This is a genomic window from Massilia timonae CCUG 45783, assembly GCF_000315425.1.
GTDB classification, from domain to species: domain Bacteria; phylum Pseudomonadota; class Gammaproteobacteria; order Burkholderiales; family Burkholderiaceae_D; genus Telluria; species Telluria timonae.
The window spans coordinates 186,383-207,818 of record NZ_JH992926.1; the positions used below are offsets into that span (position 1 = coordinate 186,383).

A 21,436-nucleotide genomic window follows, 5' to 3' on the forward strand; every position below is an offset into this window, starting at 1 on the left:
TAGGTAGTGGTGGAAGCTCGCCCGCGGGCGGGGCCGGGGCGGCTACGATTATAGGGGATGAGCATGCCGGAGTGGAAATCGCGGGCCGGCCGGCAGATGCGCGCGGTTCATCCTATACTGCAGGGCGGCGCCAGGCACTCCCAAGCCATCGCGCCTCCGACACGAAGGAAGAACATGAACCAGCAAGTGACGATCATCGCCACCCTGTACGCCAGGGCGGGCCAGGAAGCCGCGCTCGCGGCGCGCATGCACGCGATGACGATGGAAACCCGCAAGGAAGCCGGCTGCATCCTGTACGAGCTGCAGCGCTCGACCGAAGACCCGCGCGAGTTCATCATGGTGGAATACTGGCGCGATGCCGAGGCGGTGGCGCTGCACGACGCCAGCGCGCACATGGCGGCCCTGGTGGCCGACCTGCCGGCGCTGGTCGAGCGCCCGGTGGCGGTGCGCAAGTACACACCCGCCGGCTGAAAGCGGCAGGGCCTCGCCCGCGGCCACGCTTCGGACCTGGTCCGAACGGATGAGCTGTCGAGATATTTAACACTCGCTGCTTCCGTATTGACAATCGGCGAAAAATCTTTCGTCAAATCAAGGAGTTGCCGCCGCGAAGGTCACAGGCCCGGTTCTTGCTCATTCATGGTGAGTAACCATGAGGAGCATGTCGATGTTGCGTATCACCCCGTTGCTGTTCGCGGCCGCACTGCTGGCCCAGCCGGCGCAGGCCGCCGTGACCTATTCCTGGCAGCAGGTCGAGGCATCCGAGTCGATGCCGCCCGGCCTGAACTTTGAGCTGGTGTTTTCCGATGCGGCGGTCGCGCAGGGCAGCCTCTACCTCGATTTCACCAATATGTGCGACCTGGACGGGCCGTGCCTGGATCCCCAGGACAGCCTGCTGTCGCTGCGCTACTGGTACGAAGAGCCGTTCTCGGGCGATTACCGGCACAACTACATCGACTACGGCTACCGCCAGCTGCCGCAGCACTACTATGACAAGATCAGGCTGGACGTGACCTTCCTGCCTGGCGGCGTGCTCAGCGGCGAGATCTTCGCCACCGACGGCAATTCGCACTTCACGCTGGGCAGCACGGGCAGCCTGTTCACGGTGCTGAACGCGCACAGCGACGAGCCGTTCGGCTGCGCCTACGAAAGACCGGCCTGCTCGGGCTCCACCGGCCTGCTGGTGGGCGAGCCGCTCGAGGGCGAGGTGCCCGAGCCGTCCAGCGTGCTGCTCGCCGGCCTGGGCCTGGCCGCGGCCTGGCTCACCCTGCGCCGGCGGCCAGGGCGCTGACTCAGGCTGTCGGCGCCAGCAGCGCCGCGGTGTCGGCCGCGCCCATGCGCTGCGCCGCGTCGAAGGCGCTGACGCCGTCGGCATCGCGCCGTGACGGGTCGGCGCCGCGCTCCATCAGCAGGCGGGCGATCTCGACCCGGTTGAACATCGCGGCGAACATCAGCGCGGTCTTGCCGGACGGTCCCGCATGGTCGGCGATGGCGCCGTGGTCCAGCAGCAGCTTCGTCACCGCCAGGTCGCCCTTGAAGGCGGCGCCATGCAGCGGGGTCTGGGAAGCGTCGTTCATGAGTTGCGGATCGGCGCCGTGCTCCAGCAGCACGCGCGCGGCGTCGTGGTGGCCGTGGTAGCAGGCCAGCATCAGGAGGCTGTCGCCGCGTTCGTTGCGCAGATTGGGCGGCAGGCCCTGGGCCAGCAGGGCGCCGAGCGATTCGGCTTCGCCGGCGCGGGCGTGCTGGAATACCTTGCGCACCCATTCGAGGGTGGCTTCATCGAGTTCCGCCGGCGCGGCCGGCGGGGTGGTGTCATTGGCTTGCATGCATGTTCCTGGTGTCGGTGCGATGCTTGATTAAATCACATCCGGCTGCGACACGCAGGCGCGCTTCAGGCTTGCTGGCGGCTGGCCGTGTGCTCGGCCGCTTCCCACAGCCAGGCCGGCAGGGCCAGCGCCGGCAGCAGCATGCCGGTCACCAGCGCCGCATGCCAGCCATACTGGGCATAGACCCAGCCGCCGAGCGCCGAACCGAGCGCGCCGCCGGCGAAGAACAGGGCGAAGTACAGGCCGTTCAGGCGGCTGCGGATCTCGGCGCCGAGGGCGAACAGCGCGCGCTGGCCCAGCACCAGGTTGGCGGCGACCGCGGCGTCGAGCACGATGGCGGCCACGGCCAGCAGGCCGAGCGCCAGCGGCTTCGAATGGGGGGCGAACAATGGCAGCAGGAAGCTCAGCGCGCCGACCGCCAGCGCGATCGCGGTCGCGCCCAGGGTATGGCCGGCATCGGCCAGGCGGCCGGCGATCGGCGAGGCCACCGCGCCGGCCATGCCGACCAGGGCGAACAGCGCGATCCCGTTCTGGCTCAGGCCGAAGTCGGGGCCGGACAAGGCTTGCGGCGCCACGGTCCAGAACAGGCTGAAGGCGCCGAACAGGCCGGCGTGGTACAGCGCCCGGCGCCGCAGGACCGGGGTGTTGGCCAGCACCGGCCACAGCGAGGCGATCAGCGCGCCGTAGCGCTGGGTGGCGGCCGGCCGGCGCTGCGGCAGCTTGAAGTGCAGCACCACGGCCAGCAGCAGCACCAGCGCCGCGGCGATCCCGAACACGGCCTGCCAGCCGCCGAAACCGGCCAGCACGCTGGCCACCGGACGCGCCACCATGATCCCCAGCAGCAGCCCGCTGACCACCTTGCCGACGGTCTGGCCGCGCGTCGCTTCCGGCGCCAGGTGGGCCGCGAACGGCACCAGCACCTGGGCCACCACGGCGCCCAGCCCGATCGCCAGGGCCGCCAGCAGGAACTGCCAGGCCGTGCCGGCGTTCGCGGCCAGCGCCAGCGCGGCGCCGGTGGCGACCAGGCCGCTCACGATCAGGCGCCGGTTCTCGAGCAGGTCGCCCAGCGGCACGATGAACAGCAGGCCGAGGCAGTAGCCGATCTGGGTGAGGGTGACCACCAGGCCGGTGGCGCCCGGAGGCATGCCGAGGGCGGCCGCGATCGGGCCGACCAGCGGCTGGGCGTAATACAGGTTGGCGACGATGATGCCGGCGGCGGCGGCCAGCAGCAGCGTCATGCGGCTCGATATCTGTGTCTGGGTGCTTGTTCTCATGGTGTGCTCCGGGTTGGGGTTCTGAACGATTCCATTCTAGGCAGTCGTGAGGCAAAGATAATTAGTGCATAATGCCCACATACAATTCATATAATGTGAACAATCATGGACAAGGTGAAGGCGATGCAGACCTTCGTGCGGATCGTCGAGGCGAACAGCTTCACGAAGGCCGCCGAATCGCTCAACCTGCCGCGCGCCTCGCTGACGACGACCATGCAGAACCTCGAGCGTCACCTCGGCGCCCAGCTCCTGCAGCGCACCACGCGCCGGCTGTCGCTCACGCAGGACGGTGAGCGCTACTATGAACAATGCGCCGCGATCCTGGCCGCGATCGAGACGGCGGAAGCCGATTTCCTGGGCGTCGACGGGCGCCGCATGCAGGGACGGCTGCGGATCGACCTGCCGGGCGCACTGGGCCGCGCCATCGTGCTGCCGCGCATCGCCGAGTTCCGCCGCGCCTGGCCCGGCATCGACCTCTCCATCGGCATGGGCGACCGCCTGGTCGACCTGACCGGCGAAGGCATCGACTGCGCGCTGCGGGTGGGCGAGCTGCAGGATTCCAGCCTGGTGGCGCGCCGCATCGGCCTGATGCGCTTCGCCGTCGCGGCCACGCCCGACTACCTGGCGCGGCGCGGCGTGCCGGCCTCGCTCGACGAGCTGGCGGGGCACGAGGGCATCGTTCACTTCTCGGGCCGCACCGGGCGCGCCTTCGAGTGGGAATTCCAGGAAGCGGATGGGCTGCGCAAGGTCGCCGTGAAAGGGGGAATCGCCATCAACGACGCCGACGCCAACCTGATTCTCGCCCTGCAGGGCCTGGGGCTGACCCAGCTGGCGCGTTACCAGCTGCGCGCGCATGCGGACCGGCTGGTCGAGGTGTTGCCGGGCGTGCCGCCGACGCCGATGCCGGTGTCGCTGCTGTATCCGCAGGGGCGCATCGCTAATCCGCGCCTGCGCGCCTTCGCCGACTGGCTGGCGGGGGTGTTCGCGGCCGACCCCGACCTGCGGCTGGCGCACGATTGAGGGTCCGCAAGCGGCGGCAGCGAGCGGCGCAGCACGATGGAAGGCCGAATATTCGTCAGGAGCGGCAATGACACCGTGCGCCTGGATCGGGATCGCGGCCTGCCTTCCCTTGTGGGCGCAGGCATCGATTCCCTACGTCTACCCATTCAATGCGATGAGCGGCCAGGAAGTGGTCGAGCACCGGCTCAAGGAACCGAAGACCCAGCTCGACTATATCAACCGCGAGAAGGTCGAGGCCTACCTCAATGGCATCAAGGACGGCGCCCACGGCCGCGAATGGTGCCTGGCGCGGCCCGTGCTGCCCGACGAACTGAACCTGGCCGTGGTGCGCCGCCTGAAGGCGACGCGCAAACCGGCCGAACTCAAAGAGAACGCGGCGCCGCTGGTGCTGGCCGAGCTGCGCCGGCGCTTCCCCTGCCCGAAGCCGGGCAAGAAGAAGCGCTGACCGGTGTGCGTCAGAAGTCGACGTTCATCGACACCCACAGGCGCCGGCCATCCATATTGTTGACATACACGCTGCTGTAGGTCGGCGCCGCGGTCGGCGACGACTGGTAAGGACGGTAGTCGACGAAGTCCTTGGCGAGCAGGTTGTAGATCGCGGCATTGATCGAGATGGCCGGGCTGAGCTGGTAGGCGGTGCCCAGGTGCAGCATGCCGTAGGCCTTGTAGTCGCCCAGCGTCGCCTTGGCGGCGCGGCTGGCGGCCGAGGTGCCCGGATCGCGATAGCGCTCGCTGCGGTACTCGGCGCGCAGCCACGTGTTCCAGCCCGGCGTGATATCCCAGGTCAGGCGCGCATTGAACGCGTGTTCGGGCGTGTCGGACAGCGGCTTGCCGGCGCTGGCGCCGCTTTTCTGCTCGCTCTCGGTATAGGTGTAGTTCGCGCTCGCGGCCCAGCCGGCGGCGATGGGGAAGCGGGTGGCCAGCTCAACGCCGCGGGTCACCGCCTCGTCGACGTTGATCGACTGGCCGAAGGCGTCGACGTTCGGCCAGTTGCCGAAGCTGACGCAACCCGGGCGGTTGGGCGCCAGGCGGTAGGAGCAGTTCAGCAGGCCGGTGCCGCTGGTGATCTTGTCCTCGAACTCGTTGTTGAACACGGTCGCGTTGGCGGTCCAGCCGGCGCCGTTGTCGAAGTAGGCGCCCAGTTCGGTGGTCACGCTGGTCTCGGGTTTCAGGTTCGGGCTGCCGACCAGCGGAATCGTGCCCTGGCCGCCGAAGCCGTTGATGCCGGGCGAGAGCTGTTCGACGCGCGGCGTCTTGTAGCCCTTGCTGATGCCGCCCTTGAAGGTCCAGCGCGGCGACGTCGTCCACACCAGGTAGGCGCGCGGACTGGTCTGGCCGCCGAAGATGCTGTGGTCGTCGTAGCGCGCGCCGAGGGTCAGGGCCAGGCGCTCATGGAAGCGCCATTCGTCTTCGAGGAACAGCGCTTTTTGGGTGAAAGCGAATGCTTCGGGCGCGACGCCGTCGATCATCTCGGCATCCCAGTGCTGGGCTCCGATGGTGGTCAGGTGATTTCCCCACGGGACCATCAGCTTGGTGTCGAACACCTTGCTTTCGACTTCCAGCGTGCGCGCGCTGCCCGCCACCATGCCCGGGGTGCCGGGCGGGATGGTGCGGCCGATGGTTTCGGTCTGGTTGACCATATAGCTGCTGTCCCAGGTGCCGAACGGCAGGCGCGCCTTGTAGGCCAGGGTGGCCTGGTCGCGGTTGTACTTCTGTTCGGGGCCGTAGCCGCCTTGCACGCTCTGGGTGCCGACCTGGCCGCGCGAATTGTCGTAGGTCTGGCGGGTGCGGTCGGCGTCCAGGGTGAATTCGTGGTAACGGTTGGGCGTGAACGCCAGGCGCGCGCCGACGTTGTCCACCTCGGCCTTGACCGGGTTGGAACCCATGTTCAGGTTCACTTCGCCGTTCTGGTTGTCGTAGCTGAGCGTCGCTTCGTTGCGGCGCAGAACGCTGCCGCGCAGCGCCAGGCCCAGCACGTCGCTGGCGATCGGACCGTTGAGGTAGAACTTGGCGCCCTTGACGTCGCCGAACCTGGATTCCTCCTGCAGGGTGTAGTCGGCCGACACCGTGCCGCCCCATTGCTTGCCGACCTTGCGCGTGATGATATTGATGACGCCGCCCATCGCATCCGAGCCGTACAGGGTCGACATCGGGCCGCGGATGATCTCGATGCGTTCGATCGCGCTGACCGGCGGCATGAAGCTGGTCGAGGTGCCGCCGAAGCCATTCGGGGTCACGTTGCCGGCGGCGTTCTGGCGCCGGCCGTCGATCAGGATCAGGGTGTAGTCGCTCGGCATGCCGCGCACGCTGATGTTCAAGCCGCCGGTCTTGTCGCCGGCGGCGGCGACGTCGATGCCTTCCACGCTCTCCAGGGCCTGGGCCAGGTTGCCGAAGCGTTCCTTCTCGAGCTGTTCGCGGGTCAGCACGGTGATCGAGGCCGGCGCTTCGCGGATGGTCTGCTCGAAGCCCGAGGCCGAGACGACGACGGTCGCCATGTCGGCCGGGACCGCATTGGCATGCGCGGCGAAGGGCAGGGCGCCGATGGCGAGGCTCAGGAGCGAACGGCGCAGCAGCGGGGCGTGAAGGGTTGGGGTAGGCATCATTTATCCGTAGTTGTAGTTAAGAGCGTGTCTTTACAGGTGTAAAGATATGTAAAGAGGTCAGGCCGGCAACATTCTAAACACAAATACGAATCATTCCCATTCTTATTTGTAACCATGCCGGATGGATGAGGGAGTCAGATAGGGCTATCTCTGCCGGTGGTCGCAATGAAGACCTGTTGTCGGCTATCATGCCGGGTGCGCCAGGGACGAGGCTGTCGGTCCCCGGCCACAGCGCCCCATTGTCATTACAGCCCATCGAGGAGTACACATGAAGAAGACCATGATCCTGGCCGCGAGCCTTGCCGCCGCCGCCGCCATCCCTTCGGCCCACGCCAGCGCCGACCTGGCCAAGGCCAAGGCCTGCATGGCCTGCCACACCGTCGCGAGCAAGCTCGTCGGCCCTTCGTACAAGGACGTCGCCGCCAAGTACGCGAAGGATGCCGGAGCCGAAGCGCGCCTGGCGCTGAAGATCCAGAAGGGCAGCAGCGGCACCTGGGGCCCGATTCCGATGCCGGCCAACCCGCAGGTCAGCGATGCCGAGGCAAAGACGCTGGCCAAGTGGATCCTGGCGCAGAAATGACGGGCGCTGTTCGCGGCGTCTGCGCGAGGCGCAGATCAAGCCCGACATGCGCGGCCACGTCGCCGAATTGCTGGCCAACTCGGTCCAGTCGCGCCAGCTCGACGTTCGGCTGAGCAGCGAGGACCAGATGCTGCTCGACTAACTGGCGCGCGAAGGCGCCCTCCGCGCGTGCGACCTGGCCTGCAAAGGCCGCAGCGGGCGCGGCTACGCAACCAGTCCGGGCGCCCGCCTGGTGCCGGGCGCGGGCACACCGTCCGACCCGCTGGCATTCGGCGACCTGCTCGCGGCCAAGGTACCTGGCGTTCTTTCCCATTGGCATAAATGGCGGCTGTTACCATGCGCGCGCCAGCCTGAAGTTCTAACCGGCCGGCGCCCGGCGCCCGGTGGGTGGCGGTGTGGTGGCCGCCCACCGGGTCTCTTAACTATGTTCGAAAATTTCGATGAAAGGCTGTGAAATTATCCGTTTTTCAAGTCCTCGTGGCGCGAGCATAATGACTCCATCGCATCGAACACAAGACGTATCGGCCGGCGGATTCCCCGCCCTGGCGATCGAGTGGATCGATGATCACCACCACGAAAGGATGACACCATGTTGAACGTACGTAAAAGCAATGAACGCGGCGGCGCAAGCTTTGGCTGGCTGGACTCGAAGCACACCTTCTCCTTCGGCCACTACCACGATCCCAAGCACATGGGCTTCGGTCCGCTGCGCGTGATCAACGAGGACAAGGTGCAGCCCGGCCGCGGTTTCGATTCGCACGGCCACCGCGACATGGAGATCATCTCCTATGTGCTCGACGGCGCGCTGGAACACAAGGACAGCATGGGCAACGGTTCGGTGCTGCGCTACGGCGACGTGCAGATCATGAGCGCGGGCTCGGGCGTGGTGCACAGCGAGTACAACCACTCGAAGACCGAGGGCGTGCACTTCCTGCAGATCTGGATCATGCCGAACGTGGGCGGCGCCGAGCCGCGCTACGAAGAGAAGCACTTCGACACCGCTGACAAGACCGGCAAGCTGCGCCTGATCGGATCGCCCGACGGCCGCGAAGGCTCGGTCTCGATCCGCCAGGATGCCGCCCTGTATGCGACCATCCTCGATGGCGACGATCAAGTGGAGCATGCCCTGGGCGCCGGCCGCCAGGCCTATGTCCACGTGGTGCGCGGCCAGGTGACGGTCAATGGCATCGCCCTGGAAGGCGGCGACGCGCTGAAGGTGACTGGTGAAGAGGCCGTGACCCTGGCCCAGGCCGCCGGCGCCGAAGTATTATTGTTCGACCTGCCGCAATAAGCAGCCGCGTCATACGCCGCTCCGCCAGCGGGGCGGCGCCTGGAACACCACGATAACAGGAGACCACCATGCAAGTGACGACCACCCGCGGCAACGACAAGCTGCAATACAGGATCCGGATCGGCAAGCACGAGCTAATCGCCGACGCTCCCGAAGCCTTCGGCGGCGACGCCAGCGGTCCCGAGCCGCACGATCTCCTGGCCGCCTCCCTGGCCGCCTGCACCGCGCTGACCGTGACGATGTATGCCAAACGCAAGGGCATGCAGCTCGACGACGTGCGGGTCGCCATCGACCATGGCCAGCAGGACGGCGCCTACGAGCTGCGCCGCCATATCGAATTCGTCGGCCAGCTGAGCGCGGACGAACGCGCGCGCCTGCTCGACATCGCCAACAAGTGCCCGGTCCACAAGACCCTGTCCGGCACGATCCACATCCACACCGACGCCGTTCAAGCGGCAAACTAAGCCCCTGCGGGCCCCGCGCAGGGATCGGGCAGCATGCGGGCGAACGTCGCGCCGGTCCGCATGCGCTCGATCCACCACTTGAGCGCGGCGCCATCCTCGCCGCTGCGCCAGGCGAGATAGAAGGTCTCGTCGGCCTTCGGTTCCACCACCTGTTTTTCGACCAGCAATCCCTGGTCGATGGCCGGTCGCGCCCATGCCTCGGGCAGGAAGCCGAAGCCGAGGCCCTGGACCTGGAACTCGTACTTGGTGCGCATATCGGGCACCGCCAGCGTCTCCTGCCCGAACAGCAGGCCGACGGTGCGCGCGCCGAGCACGCGCGCCGAGTCCGAGACCGAGATCGCCCGGTAGGGCAGCAGGTCGGTCTTGTCGAGCGGATGCGCGAGCCGCGCCAGCGGATGGTGCGGGGCGACGGTGAACACGAAGGCGCTGGTGCCGAGCGGTTCGGCGGTATAGCCGCCGCCCGACGGGCCCTCGCCGGCGGCGCCCACCAGCAGGTCGACGCGGCGGTCGAGCAGCGCGTCCCAGGTGCCCGACAGCGACTCGCGCACGATGCGCAGCCGGGTCTGGTCGGCCACGCCATAGAAGGCTTCGATGTCCGGCTGCAGGGCGCCGCTCGATAACACCGAATCCATGCCCAGGGCGATCTCGGTCTCCCAGCCCGAGGCCACGCGCCGCACCCGCGATTCGAGGTCGCCGGCGGCGCGCAGCAGGTAGCGGCCCTCCTTGAGCAGTTCCTGGCCGGCGGGGGTGAGCGTCACCTTGGGGCCGAAGCGGTCGAACAGGCGCACGCCCAGGTCGTCCTCGAGCTTGGAAACGGTGTAGGAGATGGTCGATGGCACGCGAAACAGTTCTTTCGCGGCCCCGGCGAAGGAACCGCGGCGGGCGATGGTTTCGATGATCTGGAGGGCGTCGAGGCTGAGCTTGAGCAATTGTCTGTCCCATGGTGCGTGATGGCGCCATGGTAGCGCCAAGGCCCGCTCCGCACCAAGCCCCCGGCTGCTGAAAATAGCAATCTGATTCTATCGCCGCGGCGATGGTCTAACGATACTGGAATGAATGGGCGCCGGTGCGGCGTCACCCGCGACTAGGAGCTGAACATGTATCTGATTTCACTGGGCGCCGGCATCCTGGCCGGCCTGTTGTACGGCCTGATCAACGTACGCTCGCCGGCGCCGCCCGCCATCGCGCTGGTCGGCCTGCTGGGCATGCTGATCGGCGAACAGATCGTCCCGGTGGCCAAGCGCCTGATGGACGGCGCGCCGGTCACCGCCAGCTGGTTCGCCAGCGAATGCAAGCCCAAGATCACCGGCGTCGCCGCCAAGGCGCCGGAGCCTGGCGTCGATGACGGCCGGCGCCAGGGCTGATCCGTCAAGTTTCATCACCAACAAGGAGAACATCATGAGCAGTCCAAAACTCGAAGTCCTGACCCCGCAGAATTCGCAGCTGATCATCATCGACCATCAGCCGCAGATGGCGTTCGGCGTGCAGTCGATCGACCGCCAGACCCTGAAGAACAACGTCGTCGGCCTGGCCAAGGCGGCCAAGGTGTTCGACATCCCGACCACGATCACCACCGTCGAAACCGAATCGTTCTCCGGCAACACCTATCCCGAGCTGCTGGACGTGTTCCCGGGCCACCAGATCCTGGAGCGCACCTCGATGAATTCGTGGGACGACCAGAAGGTGCGCGACGCGCTCGAGGCCAGCGGCCGCAAGAAGGTCATCGTGGCCGGCCTGTGGACCGAAGTGTGCAACACCACCTTCGCCCTGTGCGCGATGCTCGAAGGCGAGTACGAGATCTACATGGTGTCGGACGCCTCGGGCGGCACCAGCAAGGAAGCCCACGACATGGCCATGCTGCGCATGGTGCAGGCCGGCGTGGTGCCGGTGACCTGGCAGCAGGTGCTGCTCGAGTGGCAGCGCGACTGGGCCCACCGCGACACCTACAACGCGGTGATGAAGATCGTCACCGAGCACTCCGGCGCCTACGGCATGGGCGTCGACTACGCCTACACCATGGTGCACAAGGCGCCGGCGCGCGCCCAGGGCACGCACGAGGTGCTGGCGCCCGTCCCGGCCCGTTGATCGGCCCGTTGATCGGCCCGCAAGCATAGAAGTTCTCGCCGCCGCACGCCCTCCAAAGCGCGCGGCGGTTGCCGCAAACCCGCCGGACGCGTCGCGCCCGGCGACATTTGGAGTACACGCATGAACCAAGCACAGTCCAGCGCGGGCGCGCAATCGACCCCGCCGCTCATCCTGATCAACGGTTGCTTCAACACGATCGACCGCGAACAGCCCCAGGCCAGCGCGGTCGCCATCCAGGACGGCCGCTTCCTGGCCGTGGGCGACACCGGCTACGTGATGCGCCACCGCCGCGACGGCAGCCAGGTGATCGACCTCAATGGCCGCACCGTGGTGCCCGGCCTGAACGACTCGCACCTGCACCTGATCCGCGGGGGGCTCAACTACAACCTCGAACTGCGCTGGGAAGGCGTGCCGTCGCTGGCTGACGCCCTGCGCATGCTGAAGGAACAGGCCGACCGCACGCCGCATCCGCAATGGGTAAGGGTGGTGGGCGGCTGGAACGAATTCCAGTTCGCCGAGCGCCGCATGCCGACTCTCGACGAAATCAACGCCGCCGCGCCGGATACGCCGGTGTTCATCCTGCACCTGTACGATCGCGCCTTGCTCAATCGCGCGGCCCTGCGCGCGGTCGGCTATACGAAAGACACGCCGAATCCCCCGGGCGGCGAAATCGTGCGCGATGGCGCCGGCAACCCGACCGGCATGTTGATCGCGCGTCCGAATGCGATGATCCTGTACGCCACCCTGGCCAAGGGCCCCAAGCTGCCCTATGACCTGCAGCTGAACTCGACCCGTCAGTTCATGCGCGAACTGAACCGCCTGGGCCTGACCAGCGCGATCGACGCCGGCGGCGGCTTCCAGAACTACCCCGAAGACTACGCCGTCATCGAGGAACTCGACAAGGCCGGCCAGCTCACCATCCGCATCGCCTACAACCTGTTCACCCAGAACAAGGGCCAGGAACTGGAAGACTTCCAGCGCTGGACCGGCATGGTGACGCCGGGGCAGGGCAGCGACTACTACCGCCACAACGGCGCCGGCGAGATGCTGGTGTTCTCGGCGGCCGACTTCGAGGATTTCCTGGAGCCGCGGCCCGACCTCGATCCCGGCATGGAAGACGAGCTGGAACGCGTGGTGCGCCACCTGGTGGCCCAGCGCTGGCCGTTCCGCCTGCATGCCACCTATGACGAATCGATCTCGCGCATGCTCGACGTGTTCGAGAAGGTCAACCGCGACATCCCGTTCGACGGCCTGCACTGGATGTTCGACCACTGCGAGACCATCACCCAGCGCAATATCGACCGCGTCGCCGCGCTCGGCGGCGGCATCGCGATCCAGCACCGCATGGCGTTCCAGGGCGAGTATTTCGTCGACCGTTACGGCGCCGACGCCGCCAAGGCGACGCCGCCGGTGAAGAAGATGCTGGAAACCGGCGTGCCGGTCGGCGCCGGCACCGACGCCACCCGCGTGGCCAGCTACAACCCGTGGACCTCGCTGTACTGGCTGGTGACCGGACGCACCGTCGGCGGCCTGCCGCTGTACGGCAGCGCCGGCCACCTGCCGCGCCAGGTCGCGCTGGAACTGTGGACCGCGGGCAGCGCCTGGTTCTCCAGCGAGCAGGAGCGCAAGGGGCGCATCCGCGAAGGGATGCTGGCCGACCTGGCCGTGCTGTCGCGGGACTTCTTCAGCATCGACGCCGAAGAGATCAAGGCGATCGAATCGGTGCTGACCGTGGTCGGCGGCCGTATCGTGTACGGCGCCGCCGAATTCACCAGCCTCGGACCGCCGCCGATTCCGGTGTTGCCCGAGTGGTCGCCGGTGAGCAAGGTGCCGGGCCATTGGAGGAAGGTCGAGCCGCAGGCGCAGCAGAAGGCGCTGCCGCACCAGTGCAGCGGTCCATGCGGCGTGCATGCCCACAGTCATGACACGGCGCGGCGTTCGAACATGCCGGTATCCGATTTCAGCGGCTTCTGGGGCGCGCTGGGTTGCAGCTGCTTTGCGTTCTGACGATGGCGACTACATCTCCATCGCGCCTGCAGGGCTTCAATATGGGCTTCCTCGGCGGCTATGTCGACACCCTGGGCTTCATCGGCCTGTTCGGCCTGTTCACGGCCCACGTCACCGGCAACTTCGTGCTGCTCGGCGCTTCGCTGGCCGATCCGGCGAACATTCCGTCGCTGCTGAAGATCCTGGCCTTCCCGGCCTTCATCCTCGGCATCGCCGCGGCGCGCCTGCTGGTGGCGTCGTGCGAGCGGCGTGGCGTCGATGCGCACCGGCCCTCGTACCTGCTGCAGCTGGTCCTGTTGATCGGCTTCATGGCCTGCGGCATGCTGTCCGAGCCGGTGGCGCGCGACATGTCGGCGCTGGCCATGGCGGCCGGCCTGCTCGGCACCGCGGCGATGGGCGCCCACAGCGCGGCCAGCAAGCTGCTGCTGGCCCACCTGGCGCCGACCTCGATGATGACCGGGAACGTGACCCAGCTGGTGATCGATACCGTCGACCAGCTGCGCGGCGCCGGCGACGCCGCCACCACGGCGCGCTGCAGCAAGTTCTTCTGGCCGCTGTTCGGCTTCGCGATCGGCTGCGCGGCGGGCGCCTTCCTGTTCCTGGCGGCCGGCTTCGTGGCCTTGACCGTGCCGGTGGCGATCCTGTGCCTGCACCTGCTGCGGCCCGGCCTGGACGGCGCTCGGGCAACGGCATGACCAAGACCCGCCTGGAGGCGTTCAGCGACGGCGTGATCGCCGTCATCCTCACCATCATGGTGCTGGAGCTGACGCCCCCGCACGGCACGGCCGTCGGCGACATGCTGGCGGTCGTGCCGGGCTGGTTGCGCTATGCCCTGAGTTTCGTCTACGTCGGCATCTACTGGGTCAACCACCATGCGCTGTTCGAGCGCGTGGAACGGGTCGACTGGGCGACGCTGTGGGCCAACCTGCACCTGCTGTTCTGGATGTCGCTGATCCCGTTCGTGACCGCCTGGGTGGCCGAACACCCGACGGCCCCGGCGCCGGTGGCCCTGTACGGCGTGGTGCTGTTCCTGTGCTCGGTGTCCTTCATGCTGCTGTCGTGGCGCCTGGGGACGCTGGCCGGCCTGGATCAGGCCCACACCTGGCAGAACGCCAAGAACCGGCTGTCGCTGGCCATGTACGCGCTGGCGGTGGTGGTGGCGCTGTGGCACCCGCCGCTGGCGGCGGTGATCCACGTGCTGCTGGCGGCGCTGTGGCTGGTGCCGAACCGGATCGAACGCGGGCAGTCCTGACTGGACGCCGCGTGGCGGCGCTGGCATGATGCCGTCGCCAGCCAAGAACAAGAAGAGGAGCACCGTGAACAGTCAACAGCGCACCATCGATGTCCTGATCGCCGACGACCATCCCCTGATGCGTGAGGGGATCGCGGCCGTGATCTCCAGCCAGCCCGACATGCGGGTGGCGGGCGAGGCGGCCGACGGCCTGGAGGCCGTCGCGCTTTACCGCAAGCTGCGGCCCGACGTCACCCTGATCGACCTGCAGATGCCGCACCTGAACGGCATGGATGCGATTGCCGCGATCCGCGCCGAATTCCCCCAGGCCTGCCTGGCCATCCTGACCACCTTCCGCGGCGACGCCCGCGCCATGCAGGCGATCAAGAGCGGCGCCCAGGGCTACCTGCTCAAGAGCTCCCTGCGCAAGGAACTGACCGACGCGATCCGCATGCTGGCCGCCGGCCACCGTTACATCCCCTCCGAGATCGCCGGCGAGCTGGCGCGCCACCTGGGCCAGGAAAGCCTGACGGTGCGCGAGCTGCAGGTGCTGGAGCTGATCGCCCGCGGCAACGGCAACAAGCAGATCGGGGCCGCCCTGAACCTGTCCGAAGACACGGTCAAGGGCCACCTGCGCAGCATCATGGACAAGCTGGGCGCCAATAATCGCACCCATGCGGTGACCATCGGCATCGAGCGCGGGTTCCTCGAAATCTGACCGGGACTGACCGCGACAGCAGATTTCTGCAATACGGCCGGGCACTGCGTTTGCCAGAATCGATGACGGTTGCGGCGCCGGACTGCCCGGTGTGCACACCGACTTCGATAACGAACCTGGAGCACGCAGAATGAGCAAGAACCCTACGCTTAGCAAGAAAACCGCCAATCATGGCGTCCCATGGGAATCCATCTACGGCTACAGCCAGGCGGTGCAGGTCAAGGACGTGGTCTACCTGTCCGGCCAGCTGGGGCACGACAAGGACGGCCGACTGGTCGCGCCTGCGCCGCTCGACGCCCAGGGCCGGCCAACTGACTTCGGCGGCATGGAAGAACAGATGCGCCAGACCTTACCGCAATGCGGTCGACCTGCTGGCCCGATTTGGCGCGACCCTCGACGACGTCGTCGAGGAAACGCTGTACGTGCTGGACGTCGCCGCTGCCTTTGCCGTGGCAGGCAAGGTCAGGAAAGAATTCTACGGCATGGACCAACCACAATGCGCGAGCAACCTCATCGGCGTCACGCGCCTTGCATTGCCGCCACAACTGATCGAGGTAACCTTCCGAGCGGTACTCCCGGACGCCGGCGCGGCCTGAACCCGCCCCCCCCACTTTAGTGGGGGTAGGCGGGGGCCCTATCTTGTCTGTGCAACATCTCCAGCGGGCGGCAACATTCTGCCCAGATCGTCTCGAACACGACCACCATGGAGAGCACCATGCAGACCGCGCTATCGATCCCCGTCGCCCTTTCTTTCCAGCCCGCCGCCGGGGGCCAAGCCGCCAAACCCTGCCACGGCGGCCTGCCGCGCTGGCAGGTCAGGCGGATCACCGACTACATCGACGCCAACCTGGGCGCCACCCTGCGCACGGCCAGCCTGGCGGCGACACTGGGCCTGAGCGTCAGCCATTTCACGCGCGCCTTCAAGCACAGCGTCGGCGTGCCGCCGCGCATGTACGTGATCCGGCGCCGGCTGGCGGCGGCCTGCGAGGCGATGGTCAGCTCGGACACGCCGCTCACGACCATCGCCCACGCCCATGGTTTCTGCGACCAGTCGCATTTCACCCGCACCTTCCACGAGGTGATCGGCCTGTCGCCCCACGTCTGGCGCTGCCTGCACCGGCCGGGCGTCGGCGTCGATCCGTACGAAAGCGAACAGAAGCGCACGATCGAAGCGGATATGGTGGAGACTGCCTAACCAGTGGGAGTGCCCCGTGTTCGATTTCATCACCGAATTCATGCAGAGCGGCGGCTATCTGGCCGTGTTCGCCTTGATGGCGCTGGAAAATATCTTCCCGCCAATCCCGTCCGAGCTGATCATGCCGTTCGCCGGCTTCGTGGCGGCGCGCGGCGACCTGAACGTGATCGGCGTGCTGATCGCCGGCACCGCCGGCTCGGTGGCCGGGGCCTTGCCCTGGTATTACGCCGGCAAGGTCTACGGCAAGGAGCGACTGGAAAAATTCGCCGACAAGCATGCGCGCTGGATGACCGTCACCCACGGCGACATCGAGCATGCGATGGATTCATTCGAGAAACATGGGCGCAAGGTCGTGCTGTTCGGACGCCTGATCCCGGCCATCCGCACCCTGATCTCGGTCCCGGCCGGCCTTGCCGGCATGCCGATGGGGCAGTTCCTGCTGTATTCGACCGTCGGCTCGCTGGTCTGGACCGGCATCCTGACCGGCGCCGGCTATATGCTCGAAAGCCAGTACGAACGGGTGGCGCAGTATGTCGATCCAGTGTCGAAGGCGATCCTGATCGGCCTGCTCGGCTGGTACCTGTACCGGGTCGCGACCTTCAAGAAGCGGGCGAAGGCCCAGTAATCTTCAGACGGCGGCGCCGCCGTCGCGCCACCAGACCTGGTTGCGACCGTTCTGCTTGGCGCGGTACAGCTCGGCATCGGCCGCCTCGAACAGCTCGGCTTGCTGTTCGTCGCTGTCCGGATCGACCGTGGCGCCGCCGATGCTCACCGTCAGCAGCGGCGCCACGCTCGACGCCTCGTGCGCGATGTTCAGGGCGGCCACCGCCTCGCGCACCCCTTCGGCCACCCGGCGCGCGTCGAGCGTGTCGGTGTCGGGCATCAGGAGCAGCAATTCCTCGCCGCCGTAGCGCGCCGCCAGGTCGCCCGGGCGGCGCATGGCGGCGCCGGCCACCCGCGCCACCGAGCGCAGCGCGCGGTCGCCGGCCGGGTGGCCGTAGCGGTCGTTGAACTGCTTGAAGGCGTCGATGTCGAGCAGGGCCAGCGACAGCGGCCGGCTCGAGCGCCGCGCGCGCTGCCATTCGAGGTTGTACATCTCGTCGAAGCGGCGCCGGTTGGCCAGTTCGGTCAGGCCGTCGATGTTCGCCAGCCGTTCCAGCATGCGGCGCTGGCGCACCACCTGCAGGTGCAGCGCCACGCGCGCCATCACCACGGTCTGGTTGAAGGGCTTGACGATATAGTCCGAGGCGCCCATCTTGAGGCCGTTGGCCTCGTCTTCGGGGCGGTCGAGGCCCGAAATGAAGATCACCGAGATCTGGGCCGTCCGCGGGTCGTCGCGCAGGCTGCGCAGCACGGCGTAGCCGTCCATGTCGGGCATCATCACGTCCAGCAGGATCAGGTCGGGCAGGTGGCGCGCGGCGCGCTCCAGGGTCTGGGCGCCGTTACGGGCCAGCAGCACCGTGTATTCGGGCTTGAGCAATTCGCCCAGCACTTCGCGGTTGATGGCGTCGTCGTCCGCCACCAGGACTTTCTGCGTCTCCACTACGTTCATCGGCTGCTTTCGAGGCTGAGGCTGGGGCTCAGGCTATGACTGAGGTCGAGTTGCGTCGCCAGCGCGGACAGCGGCGCCAACGCGGCAGCATACTCGATATCGGCGACCGCGCGCCGCACGCCATCGAGCGCGGCGTCGTACAGGTTCGGGTCGACGCTCACCGCGAGCAGGGCCTCGAGCTGCGCCAGCGCGTCCTCGGCGCGCGCGTCGTCATTGCGCAGGTGGCGGTCGAGGCGCGCGATGACGGCCGCCAGCGCCTCGGGATCGCTCGGTTTCGGCAGGGTGGCGGCGGCCAGCTGGGCCAGGCCCGCCAGCACCGATTCGGCGGCCGTCACCAGCGCCGGCACCTGGGTGCCGACCCGTTCCAGCTGGCCGGCGCGCAGGTCCTGCTCGAGCCGGCTGGCGGCGCCGGCCAGTTCGAAGGCGCCGACGTAGGCCGCGCTCGACTTCAGGTTGTGCGCCAGCGCCTGCAGGCGCGGGTGGTCGCCGGCCGCCAGCGCGTCGCGCAGGATGCGCGGCGCGGCGGCGTATTCCCGCACGAAGCTGCCGGCGCGCTTTTCCAGGCGGCGGCGCTGGCCGTCGACCTTGTCCAGGGCCAGGCGCCAGTCGATGCCGGGCACCGCCGGCAGCGCCGCCGCAGCGGGGTCCGGCTCCCGGCGCGCGGCCTGCGGCGCGGCGGCGCCCTGGCTGCCCTCGGGCGCCGGGCGTCCCTCGAGGCGCGCCGGATCGATCCACTTGAGCAGGGTGCAGAACAGCAGGTCGGGATCGATCGGCTTGGTCACGTGGTCGTTCATGCCGGCCAGCCGGCTCAATGCGCGGTCGCTGGCCAGCGCATGCGCCGTCATCGCCACGATCGGCAGTTCGCGCAGGCGCGCGTCGAGGCGGATCTCGCGGGTGGCCGTGAGGCCGTCCATCTCGGGCATCTGGATGTCCATCAGCACCAGGTCGTAGTCGCCGGCGCGCGCCATGCGCACCGCCTCCACGCCGTTGAAGGCGACGTCCACCTGCATGCGGGCGGCGGCCATGAACTCGAGCGCCACCTCGCGGTTGTTGGCATTGTCCTCGGCGAGCAGGATGCGGGCGCCGTCCAGGCGCGGCAGGTCGGCCATGGCCGGCAAATATTTTTCCATAGGTTCGAAGGGGCCGAGCTGCGGGTGCAGGGCTTGCAGCAGGCTGTGATAGAGCAGGGCGGGACCGACCGGCTTGTGCAGGAAGGCGTCGACCGGCAGTTCGCCTTCCTCTTCCATCACGGTCTCGCGGGTGCAGGCCGAGATCATCAGGATCGCGGGCGGCGGGCAGTCGTGCCCGTGTTCTTGCGCACAGCGGCGGATGCGGCGGATCGTCTCCATCCCGTCCAGCCCCGGCATCAGGTAGTCCATCAGCACGACCTGGTAGGGCTGGCCGGCGGCCTCGGCGCGGCCCAGCAACGCCAGGCAATCCTCGCCCGAGGCCGCGGCGTCGGCGCGCATGCCGAGGCCGGCCAGCATCTCGGACAGCGCGCCGCGGGCGCTGGCGCTGTCGTCCACCACCAGCGCGCGCACGTCCTGCAGCAGGGCCTGGCGCACGGTGGAGGCGGCGGCGGTCGCCTGGCCGTCGGCGATCCCGAGCGGCACGCTGAAGGTGAAGCGGCTGCCCTTGCGCGGCGCGCTGCGCACCGCGATGTCGCCACCCATGAGTTCCACCAGCTGGCGCGAGATCGACAGGCCAAGCCCGGTGCCGCCATACTTGCGGGTGGTCGAGCTGTCGGCCTGGCTGAACGACTGGAACAGGCGCCCGATGGCTTCCTCGGTCATGCCGATGCCGGTGTCGCTGACCGAGAACGCCAGCGTCACGCGTCCGGCCACGGTCTTGACCGCCTCGACCGCCACCACGATCTCGCCATGCTCGGTGAACTTGACGGCGTTGCCGGTCAGGTTGATCAGGACCTGGCCCAGGCGCAGCGGGTCGCCGACCAGTTGCGTCGGCACGCCCGGCCCGACCCGGAACACGAGTTCGAGGCCCTTGGCCTCGGCCTTCACCGCGGTGAGGCTGGACAGGTGTTCGAGCAGCTCGTCCAGGTCGAACTGCACTTCCTCGAGGTGCAGTTTGCCGGCCTCGATGCGCGAGAAGTCGAGGATGTCGTTGATGATGCCCATCAGGTGTTCGCCCGCGCCGAGGATCTTGCCCAGGTAGTTGCGCAAGGCGGGCGCCGGCTCGCTCATCAGGGCCAGCCGGCTCATGCCGATGATCGCGTTCATCGGGGTGCGGATCTCATGGCTCATATTGGCCAGGAATTCGGACTTCATGCGGGTGCTGGCTTCGGCGCGCAGCATCGCTTCCCGGATCGCCTTGGTGCGCAGGCCCAGGATGCGCATGAAGACCAGCATGTCGAAGGTGCTGCCGAACACCAGCGCGTGCATGGTCCAGAAGTTGGCCGGCAGCCTGCCGTTGATCAGCAGGGCGGTGATCAAGGCGCAGGCGAAGGCGCCGGCCCAGCCGATCAGGAAATAGGTGCCGACCATGTCGCCGTTGCGTGCGCGGCGGAAGGCGCCGGGCAGGCCGAGCAGCATCGGCATGATGCCGAGCGTGCCGACGATCATGACCAGGTAGCGATGGCTGATCAGGCCGAAGCCGAAGCCGAGCGCCGTCACCACGCACAGCGCCGCCAGCGTCTTCATCAGCACACTGAAGATGCGGTCGCGCCCGGGGCGGGCCAGCGACTGCTCGACGAACAGGTAGGCGCCGCATGACGCCAGGATCGAGGCGAGGCCGGCCCCGTGTTCGAGCAGCCAGGCGTTGCCGGGCCAGACGTACTGGCCGGCGATGCCGAACCAGGCGGCCGAGTACACGGTGACCCCGGCCGCCAGCAGCGCGTATTTGCCGAACAGGTGGTCGCGCAGCGTGATCCATTGGCCGATCGCGTACAGAAACAGGGTGATGCGCAGGCCCAGCAGCATCCCTTGCAGGATTTGCTCGCCCAGCGCCTCGGGCAGCACGGCGTGCGGCTGCATGAAGGTGATCGGCAGGATCTTGGGGCCCACCGAGCGCACGCGCAACAAGACCGTGTAGTCGTTGCCTGGCGTGAGGCGCAGCAGGGCGCCGGGCACCCGGCCGGCGAGCGATTCGCCGGATGGCGCCTGCATGCGGCCCAGGCTGGCGACCTTTTCCAGGCCCTCCGGGCGGGCCAGGTAGACGTCCAGTTCGTCGAGCAGCGCGTAGTCGACCTGCAGCACCCAGCCATTGGTGGCGTCCTGCGGCACCGTCACCGGGATGCGCAGCCAGGTGGTCCCGGGCAGCATGCCCAGGCTGGCACGGGCGGTGCGCGGCCGCTCGAAGCGCTGCGGCGCCGCCAGCGCGGCCGCCGCGTCCAGGCGGCTGTCCGGGTCGTGCAGGACGGCCACGGCGGTCCAGGCCTCGATCACCTGGGCGTCGCGCGCCAGTTGCAGCGGCGCCGCCGGCGCCGGCCGCACGCAGAGCAGCAGGAGGGTGAACAAGAGCGCGAGCGTCAACGCCAGGCGCGGGACGGCGCCAGGGACCGGGCAGTGGGCGGCGGATGACGTGGAGGTCATGGATCTTTCGGTAGAGGCGGCGGGCGAACCGCCCGGCAGTCTAGC

General features: G+C 68.0%; 22 protein-coding genes. 16 read left to right on the forward strand and 6 right to left on the reverse strand.

The window, feature by feature from the left end:
• Positions 1 to 174: 174 nt before the first annotated feature.
• A complete protein-coding gene (locus HMPREF9710_RS23615; RefSeq protein WP_005670652.1) occupies positions 175 to 471 on the forward strand; it encodes a putative quinol monooxygenase in 297 nt (98 codons plus the stop codon).
• 193 nt (positions 472 to 664) lie between these two features.
• Complete coding sequence (locus tag HMPREF9710_RS23620; RefSeq protein ID WP_005670653.1) at positions 665 to 1,288, forward strand: PEP-CTERM sorting domain-containing protein; 624 nt, start codon at positions 665 to 667, stop codon at positions 1,286 to 1,288.
• 1 nt (position 1,289) lies between these two features.
• On the opposite strand, the gene HMPREF9710_RS23625 is transcribed toward HMPREF9710_RS23620, so the two are convergent.
• Both HMPREF9710_RS23625 and HMPREF9710_RS23630 read right to left on the reverse strand, forming a co-directional pair.
• Positions 1,290 to 1,823 (reverse strand): ankyrin repeat domain-containing protein, encoded by a 534-nt coding sequence (locus tag HMPREF9710_RS23625; RefSeq protein ID WP_005670654.1) that lies wholly within the window; start codon positions 1,821 to 1,823, stop codon positions 1,290 to 1,292.
• Between the two features lie 65 nt (positions 1,824 to 1,888).
• Complete coding sequence (locus tag HMPREF9710_RS23630; RefSeq protein ID WP_005670655.1) at positions 1,889 to 3,097, reverse strand: MFS transporter; 1,209 nt, start codon at positions 3,095 to 3,097, stop codon at positions 1,889 to 1,891.
• A gap of 105 nt (positions 3,098 to 3,202) precedes the next feature.
• Between HMPREF9710_RS23630 and HMPREF9710_RS23635 the strand changes: the two genes are divergently transcribed.
• Together HMPREF9710_RS23635 and HMPREF9710_RS23640 are read left to right on the forward strand one after the other, a co-directional pair.
• Entirely contained in the window at positions 3,203 to 4,117 is a 915-nt protein-coding gene (locus tag HMPREF9710_RS23635; protein WP_005670656.1) for a LysR family transcriptional regulator, read from the forward strand.
• 67 nt (positions 4,118 to 4,184) lie between these two features.
• Positions 4,185 to 4,562 carry a Rap1a/Tai family immunity protein gene (locus tag HMPREF9710_RS23640; RefSeq protein WP_005670659.1) on the forward strand — a complete coding sequence of 126 codons (378 nt, stop codon included), beginning with the start codon at positions 4,185 to 4,187 and terminating at the stop codon, positions 4,560 to 4,562.
• Between the two features lie 10 nt (positions 4,563 to 4,572).
• Here the strand turns inward: HMPREF9710_RS23640 and HMPREF9710_RS23645 are convergent, their stop codons facing one another.
• Positions 4,573 to 6,717: a TonB-dependent receptor domain-containing protein gene (locus HMPREF9710_RS23645; protein ID WP_005670661.1), complete on the reverse strand. Its 2,145-nt coding sequence runs from the start codon at positions 6,715 to 6,717 to the stop codon at positions 4,573 to 4,575.
• A 271-nt stretch (positions 6,718 to 6,988) separates the two neighbouring features.
• Here HMPREF9710_RS23645 and HMPREF9710_RS23650 point away from each other — a divergent pair, with 271 nt between their 5' ends.
• The 3 genes from HMPREF9710_RS23650 (at position 6,989) to HMPREF9710_RS23660 (ending at position 9,055) form a co-directional block, all read left to right on the forward strand.
• Positions 6,989 to 7,300 carry a c-type cytochrome gene (locus HMPREF9710_RS23650; RefSeq protein ID WP_005670663.1) on the forward strand — a complete coding sequence of 104 codons (312 nt, stop codon included), beginning with the start codon at positions 6,989 to 6,991 and terminating at the stop codon, positions 7,298 to 7,300.
• Positions 7,301 to 7,889: 589 nt separating this feature from the next.
• A complete protein-coding gene (locus HMPREF9710_RS23655; protein ID WP_005670664.1) occupies positions 7,890 to 8,591 on the forward strand; it encodes a pirin family protein in 702 nt (233 codons plus the stop codon).
• 68 nt (positions 8,592 to 8,659) lie between these two features.
• Entirely contained in the window at positions 8,660 to 9,055 is a 396-nt protein-coding gene (locus HMPREF9710_RS23660; protein WP_005670666.1) for an OsmC family protein, read from the forward strand.
• On the opposite strand, the gene HMPREF9710_RS23665 is transcribed toward HMPREF9710_RS23660, so the two are convergent.
• Complete coding sequence (locus HMPREF9710_RS23665; protein WP_005670667.1) at positions 9,052 to 9,984, reverse strand: LysR substrate-binding domain-containing protein; 933 nt, start codon at positions 9,982 to 9,984, stop codon at positions 9,052 to 9,054. The genes HMPREF9710_RS23660 and HMPREF9710_RS23665 overlap by 4 nt on opposite strands.
• Positions 9,985 to 10,152: 168 nt before the next feature.
• Between HMPREF9710_RS23665 and HMPREF9710_RS23670 the strand changes: the two genes are divergently transcribed.
• From HMPREF9710_RS23670 to HMPREF9710_RS23710, 9 genes are all read left to right on the forward strand, one after another.
• On the forward strand, positions 10,153 to 10,419 hold the full coding sequence (locus HMPREF9710_RS23670; RefSeq protein ID WP_005670669.1) for a XapX domain-containing protein: 267 nt from the start codon (positions 10,153 to 10,155) through the stop codon (positions 10,417 to 10,419).
• A 34-nt stretch (positions 10,420 to 10,453) separates the two neighbouring features.
• Positions 10,454 to 11,140, forward strand: a complete 687-nt coding sequence (locus HMPREF9710_RS23675; protein WP_005670671.1) for a hydrolase — start codon at positions 10,454 to 10,456, stop codon at positions 11,138 to 11,140.
• A 120-nt stretch (positions 11,141 to 11,260) separates the two neighbouring features.
• Positions 11,261 to 13,147 (forward strand): amidohydrolase, encoded by a 1,887-nt coding sequence (locus HMPREF9710_RS23680; RefSeq protein ID WP_005670673.1) that lies wholly within the window; start codon positions 11,261 to 11,263, stop codon positions 13,145 to 13,147.
• Between the two features lie 2 nt (positions 13,148 to 13,149).
• Complete coding sequence (locus HMPREF9710_RS23685) at positions 13,150 to 13,842, forward strand: YoaK family protein (protein WP_040778085.1); 693 nt, start codon at positions 13,150 to 13,152, stop codon at positions 13,840 to 13,842.
• Positions 13,839 to 14,399 carry a TMEM175 family protein gene (locus tag HMPREF9710_RS23690; RefSeq protein WP_005670679.1) on the forward strand — a complete coding sequence of 187 codons (561 nt, stop codon included), beginning with the start codon at positions 13,839 to 13,841 and terminating at the stop codon, positions 14,397 to 14,399. Before HMPREF9710_RS23685 ends, HMPREF9710_RS23690 begins: the two co-directional genes overlap by 4 nt.
• Before the next feature lie 64 nt (positions 14,400 to 14,463).
• Positions 14,464 to 15,096: a response regulator transcription factor gene (locus tag HMPREF9710_RS23695; protein WP_005670682.1), complete on the forward strand. Its 633-nt coding sequence runs from the start codon at positions 14,464 to 14,466 to the stop codon at positions 15,094 to 15,096.
• A 170-nt stretch (positions 15,097 to 15,266) separates the two neighbouring features.
• Complete coding sequence (locus HMPREF9710_RS23700; protein WP_229409924.1) at positions 15,267 to 15,692, forward strand: Rid family hydrolase; 426 nt, start codon at positions 15,267 to 15,269, stop codon at positions 15,690 to 15,692.
• Between the two features lie 119 nt (positions 15,693 to 15,811).
• Complete coding sequence (locus HMPREF9710_RS23705) at positions 15,812 to 16,291, forward strand: helix-turn-helix domain-containing protein (protein ID WP_005670685.1); 480 nt, start codon at positions 15,812 to 15,814, stop codon at positions 16,289 to 16,291.
• 16 nt (positions 16,292 to 16,307) lie between these two features.
• Entirely contained in the window at positions 16,308 to 16,916 is a 609-nt protein-coding gene (locus HMPREF9710_RS23710; RefSeq protein WP_005670687.1) for a DedA family protein, read from the forward strand.
• Positions 16,917 to 16,919: 3 nt separating this feature from the next.
• Here the strand turns inward: HMPREF9710_RS23710 and HMPREF9710_RS23715 are convergent, their stop codons facing one another.
• Positions 16,920 to 17,843, reverse strand: coding sequence for a diguanylate cyclase domain-containing protein (locus tag HMPREF9710_RS23715; RefSeq protein WP_005670689.1), 924 nt, complete (start codon positions 17,841 to 17,843; stop codon positions 16,920 to 16,922).
• Positions 17,840 to 21,391 (reverse strand): hybrid sensor histidine kinase/response regulator, encoded by a 3,552-nt coding sequence (locus HMPREF9710_RS26780; protein WP_005670691.1) that lies wholly within the window; start codon positions 21,389 to 21,391, stop codon positions 17,840 to 17,842. Before HMPREF9710_RS26780 ends, HMPREF9710_RS23715 begins: the two co-directional genes overlap by 4 nt.
• Between the last annotated feature and the right edge of the window lie 45 nt (positions 21,392 to 21,436).

Excerpts from the sequence above, each read along its gene's own strand:
- HMPREF9710_RS23615 (WP_005670652.1), top strand. The coding sequence starts at position 175 with ATGAACCAGCAAGTGACGATCATCGCCACCCTGTACGCCAGGGCGGGC.
- HMPREF9710_RS23620 (WP_005670653.1), top strand. The coding sequence starts at position 665 with ATGTTGCGTATCACCCCGTTGCTGTTCGCGGCCGCACTGCTGGCCCAG.
- HMPREF9710_RS23625 (WP_005670654.1), bottom strand. The coding sequence starts at position 1,823 with ATGCAAGCCAATGACACCACCCCGCCGGCCGCGCCGGCGGAACTCGAT.
- HMPREF9710_RS23630 (WP_005670655.1), bottom strand. The coding sequence starts at position 3,097 with ATGAGAACAAGCACCCAGACACAGATATCGAGCCGCATGACGCTGCTG.
- HMPREF9710_RS23635 (WP_005670656.1), top strand. The coding sequence starts at position 3,203 with ATGGACAAGGTGAAGGCGATGCAGACCTTCGTGCGGATCGTCGAGGCG.
- HMPREF9710_RS23640 (WP_005670659.1), top strand. The coding sequence starts at position 4,185 with ATGACACCGTGCGCCTGGATCGGGATCGCGGCCTGCCTTCCCTTGTGG.
- HMPREF9710_RS23645 (WP_005670661.1), bottom strand. The coding sequence starts at position 6,717 with ATGCCTACCCCAACCCTTCACGCCCCGCTGCTGCGCCGTTCGCTCCTG.
- HMPREF9710_RS23650 (WP_005670663.1), top strand. The coding sequence starts at position 6,989 with ATGAAGAAGACCATGATCCTGGCCGCGAGCCTTGCCGCCGCCGCCGCC.
- HMPREF9710_RS23655 (WP_005670664.1), top strand. The coding sequence starts at position 7,890 with ATGTTGAACGTACGTAAAAGCAATGAACGCGGCGGCGCAAGCTTTGGC.
- HMPREF9710_RS23660 (WP_005670666.1), top strand. The coding sequence starts at position 8,660 with ATGCAAGTGACGACCACCCGCGGCAACGACAAGCTGCAATACAGGATC.
- HMPREF9710_RS23670 (WP_005670669.1), top strand. The coding sequence starts at position 10,153 with ATGTATCTGATTTCACTGGGCGCCGGCATCCTGGCCGGCCTGTTGTAC.
- HMPREF9710_RS23675 (WP_005670671.1), top strand. The coding sequence starts at position 10,454 with ATGAGCAGTCCAAAACTCGAAGTCCTGACCCCGCAGAATTCGCAGCTG.
- HMPREF9710_RS23680 (WP_005670673.1), top strand. The coding sequence starts at position 11,261 with ATGAACCAAGCACAGTCCAGCGCGGGCGCGCAATCGACCCCGCCGCTC.
- HMPREF9710_RS23685 (WP_040778085.1), top strand. The coding sequence starts at position 13,150 with ATGGCGACTACATCTCCATCGCGCCTGCAGGGCTTCAATATGGGCTTC.
- HMPREF9710_RS23690 (WP_005670679.1), top strand. The coding sequence starts at position 13,839 with ATGACCAAGACCCGCCTGGAGGCGTTCAGCGACGGCGTGATCGCCGTC.
- HMPREF9710_RS23700 (WP_229409924.1), top strand. The coding sequence starts at position 15,267 with ATGGCGTCCCATGGGAATCCATCTACGGCTACAGCCAGGCGGTGCAGG.
- HMPREF9710_RS23705 (WP_005670685.1), top strand. The coding sequence starts at position 15,812 with ATGCAGACCGCGCTATCGATCCCCGTCGCCCTTTCTTTCCAGCCCGCC.
- HMPREF9710_RS23715 (WP_005670689.1), bottom strand. The coding sequence starts at position 17,843 with ATGAACGTAGTGGAGACGCAGAAAGTCCTGGTGGCGGACGACGACGCC.
- HMPREF9710_RS26780 (WP_005670691.1), bottom strand. The coding sequence starts at position 21,391 with ATGACCTCCACGTCATCCGCCGCCCACTGCCCGGTCCCTGGCGCCGTC.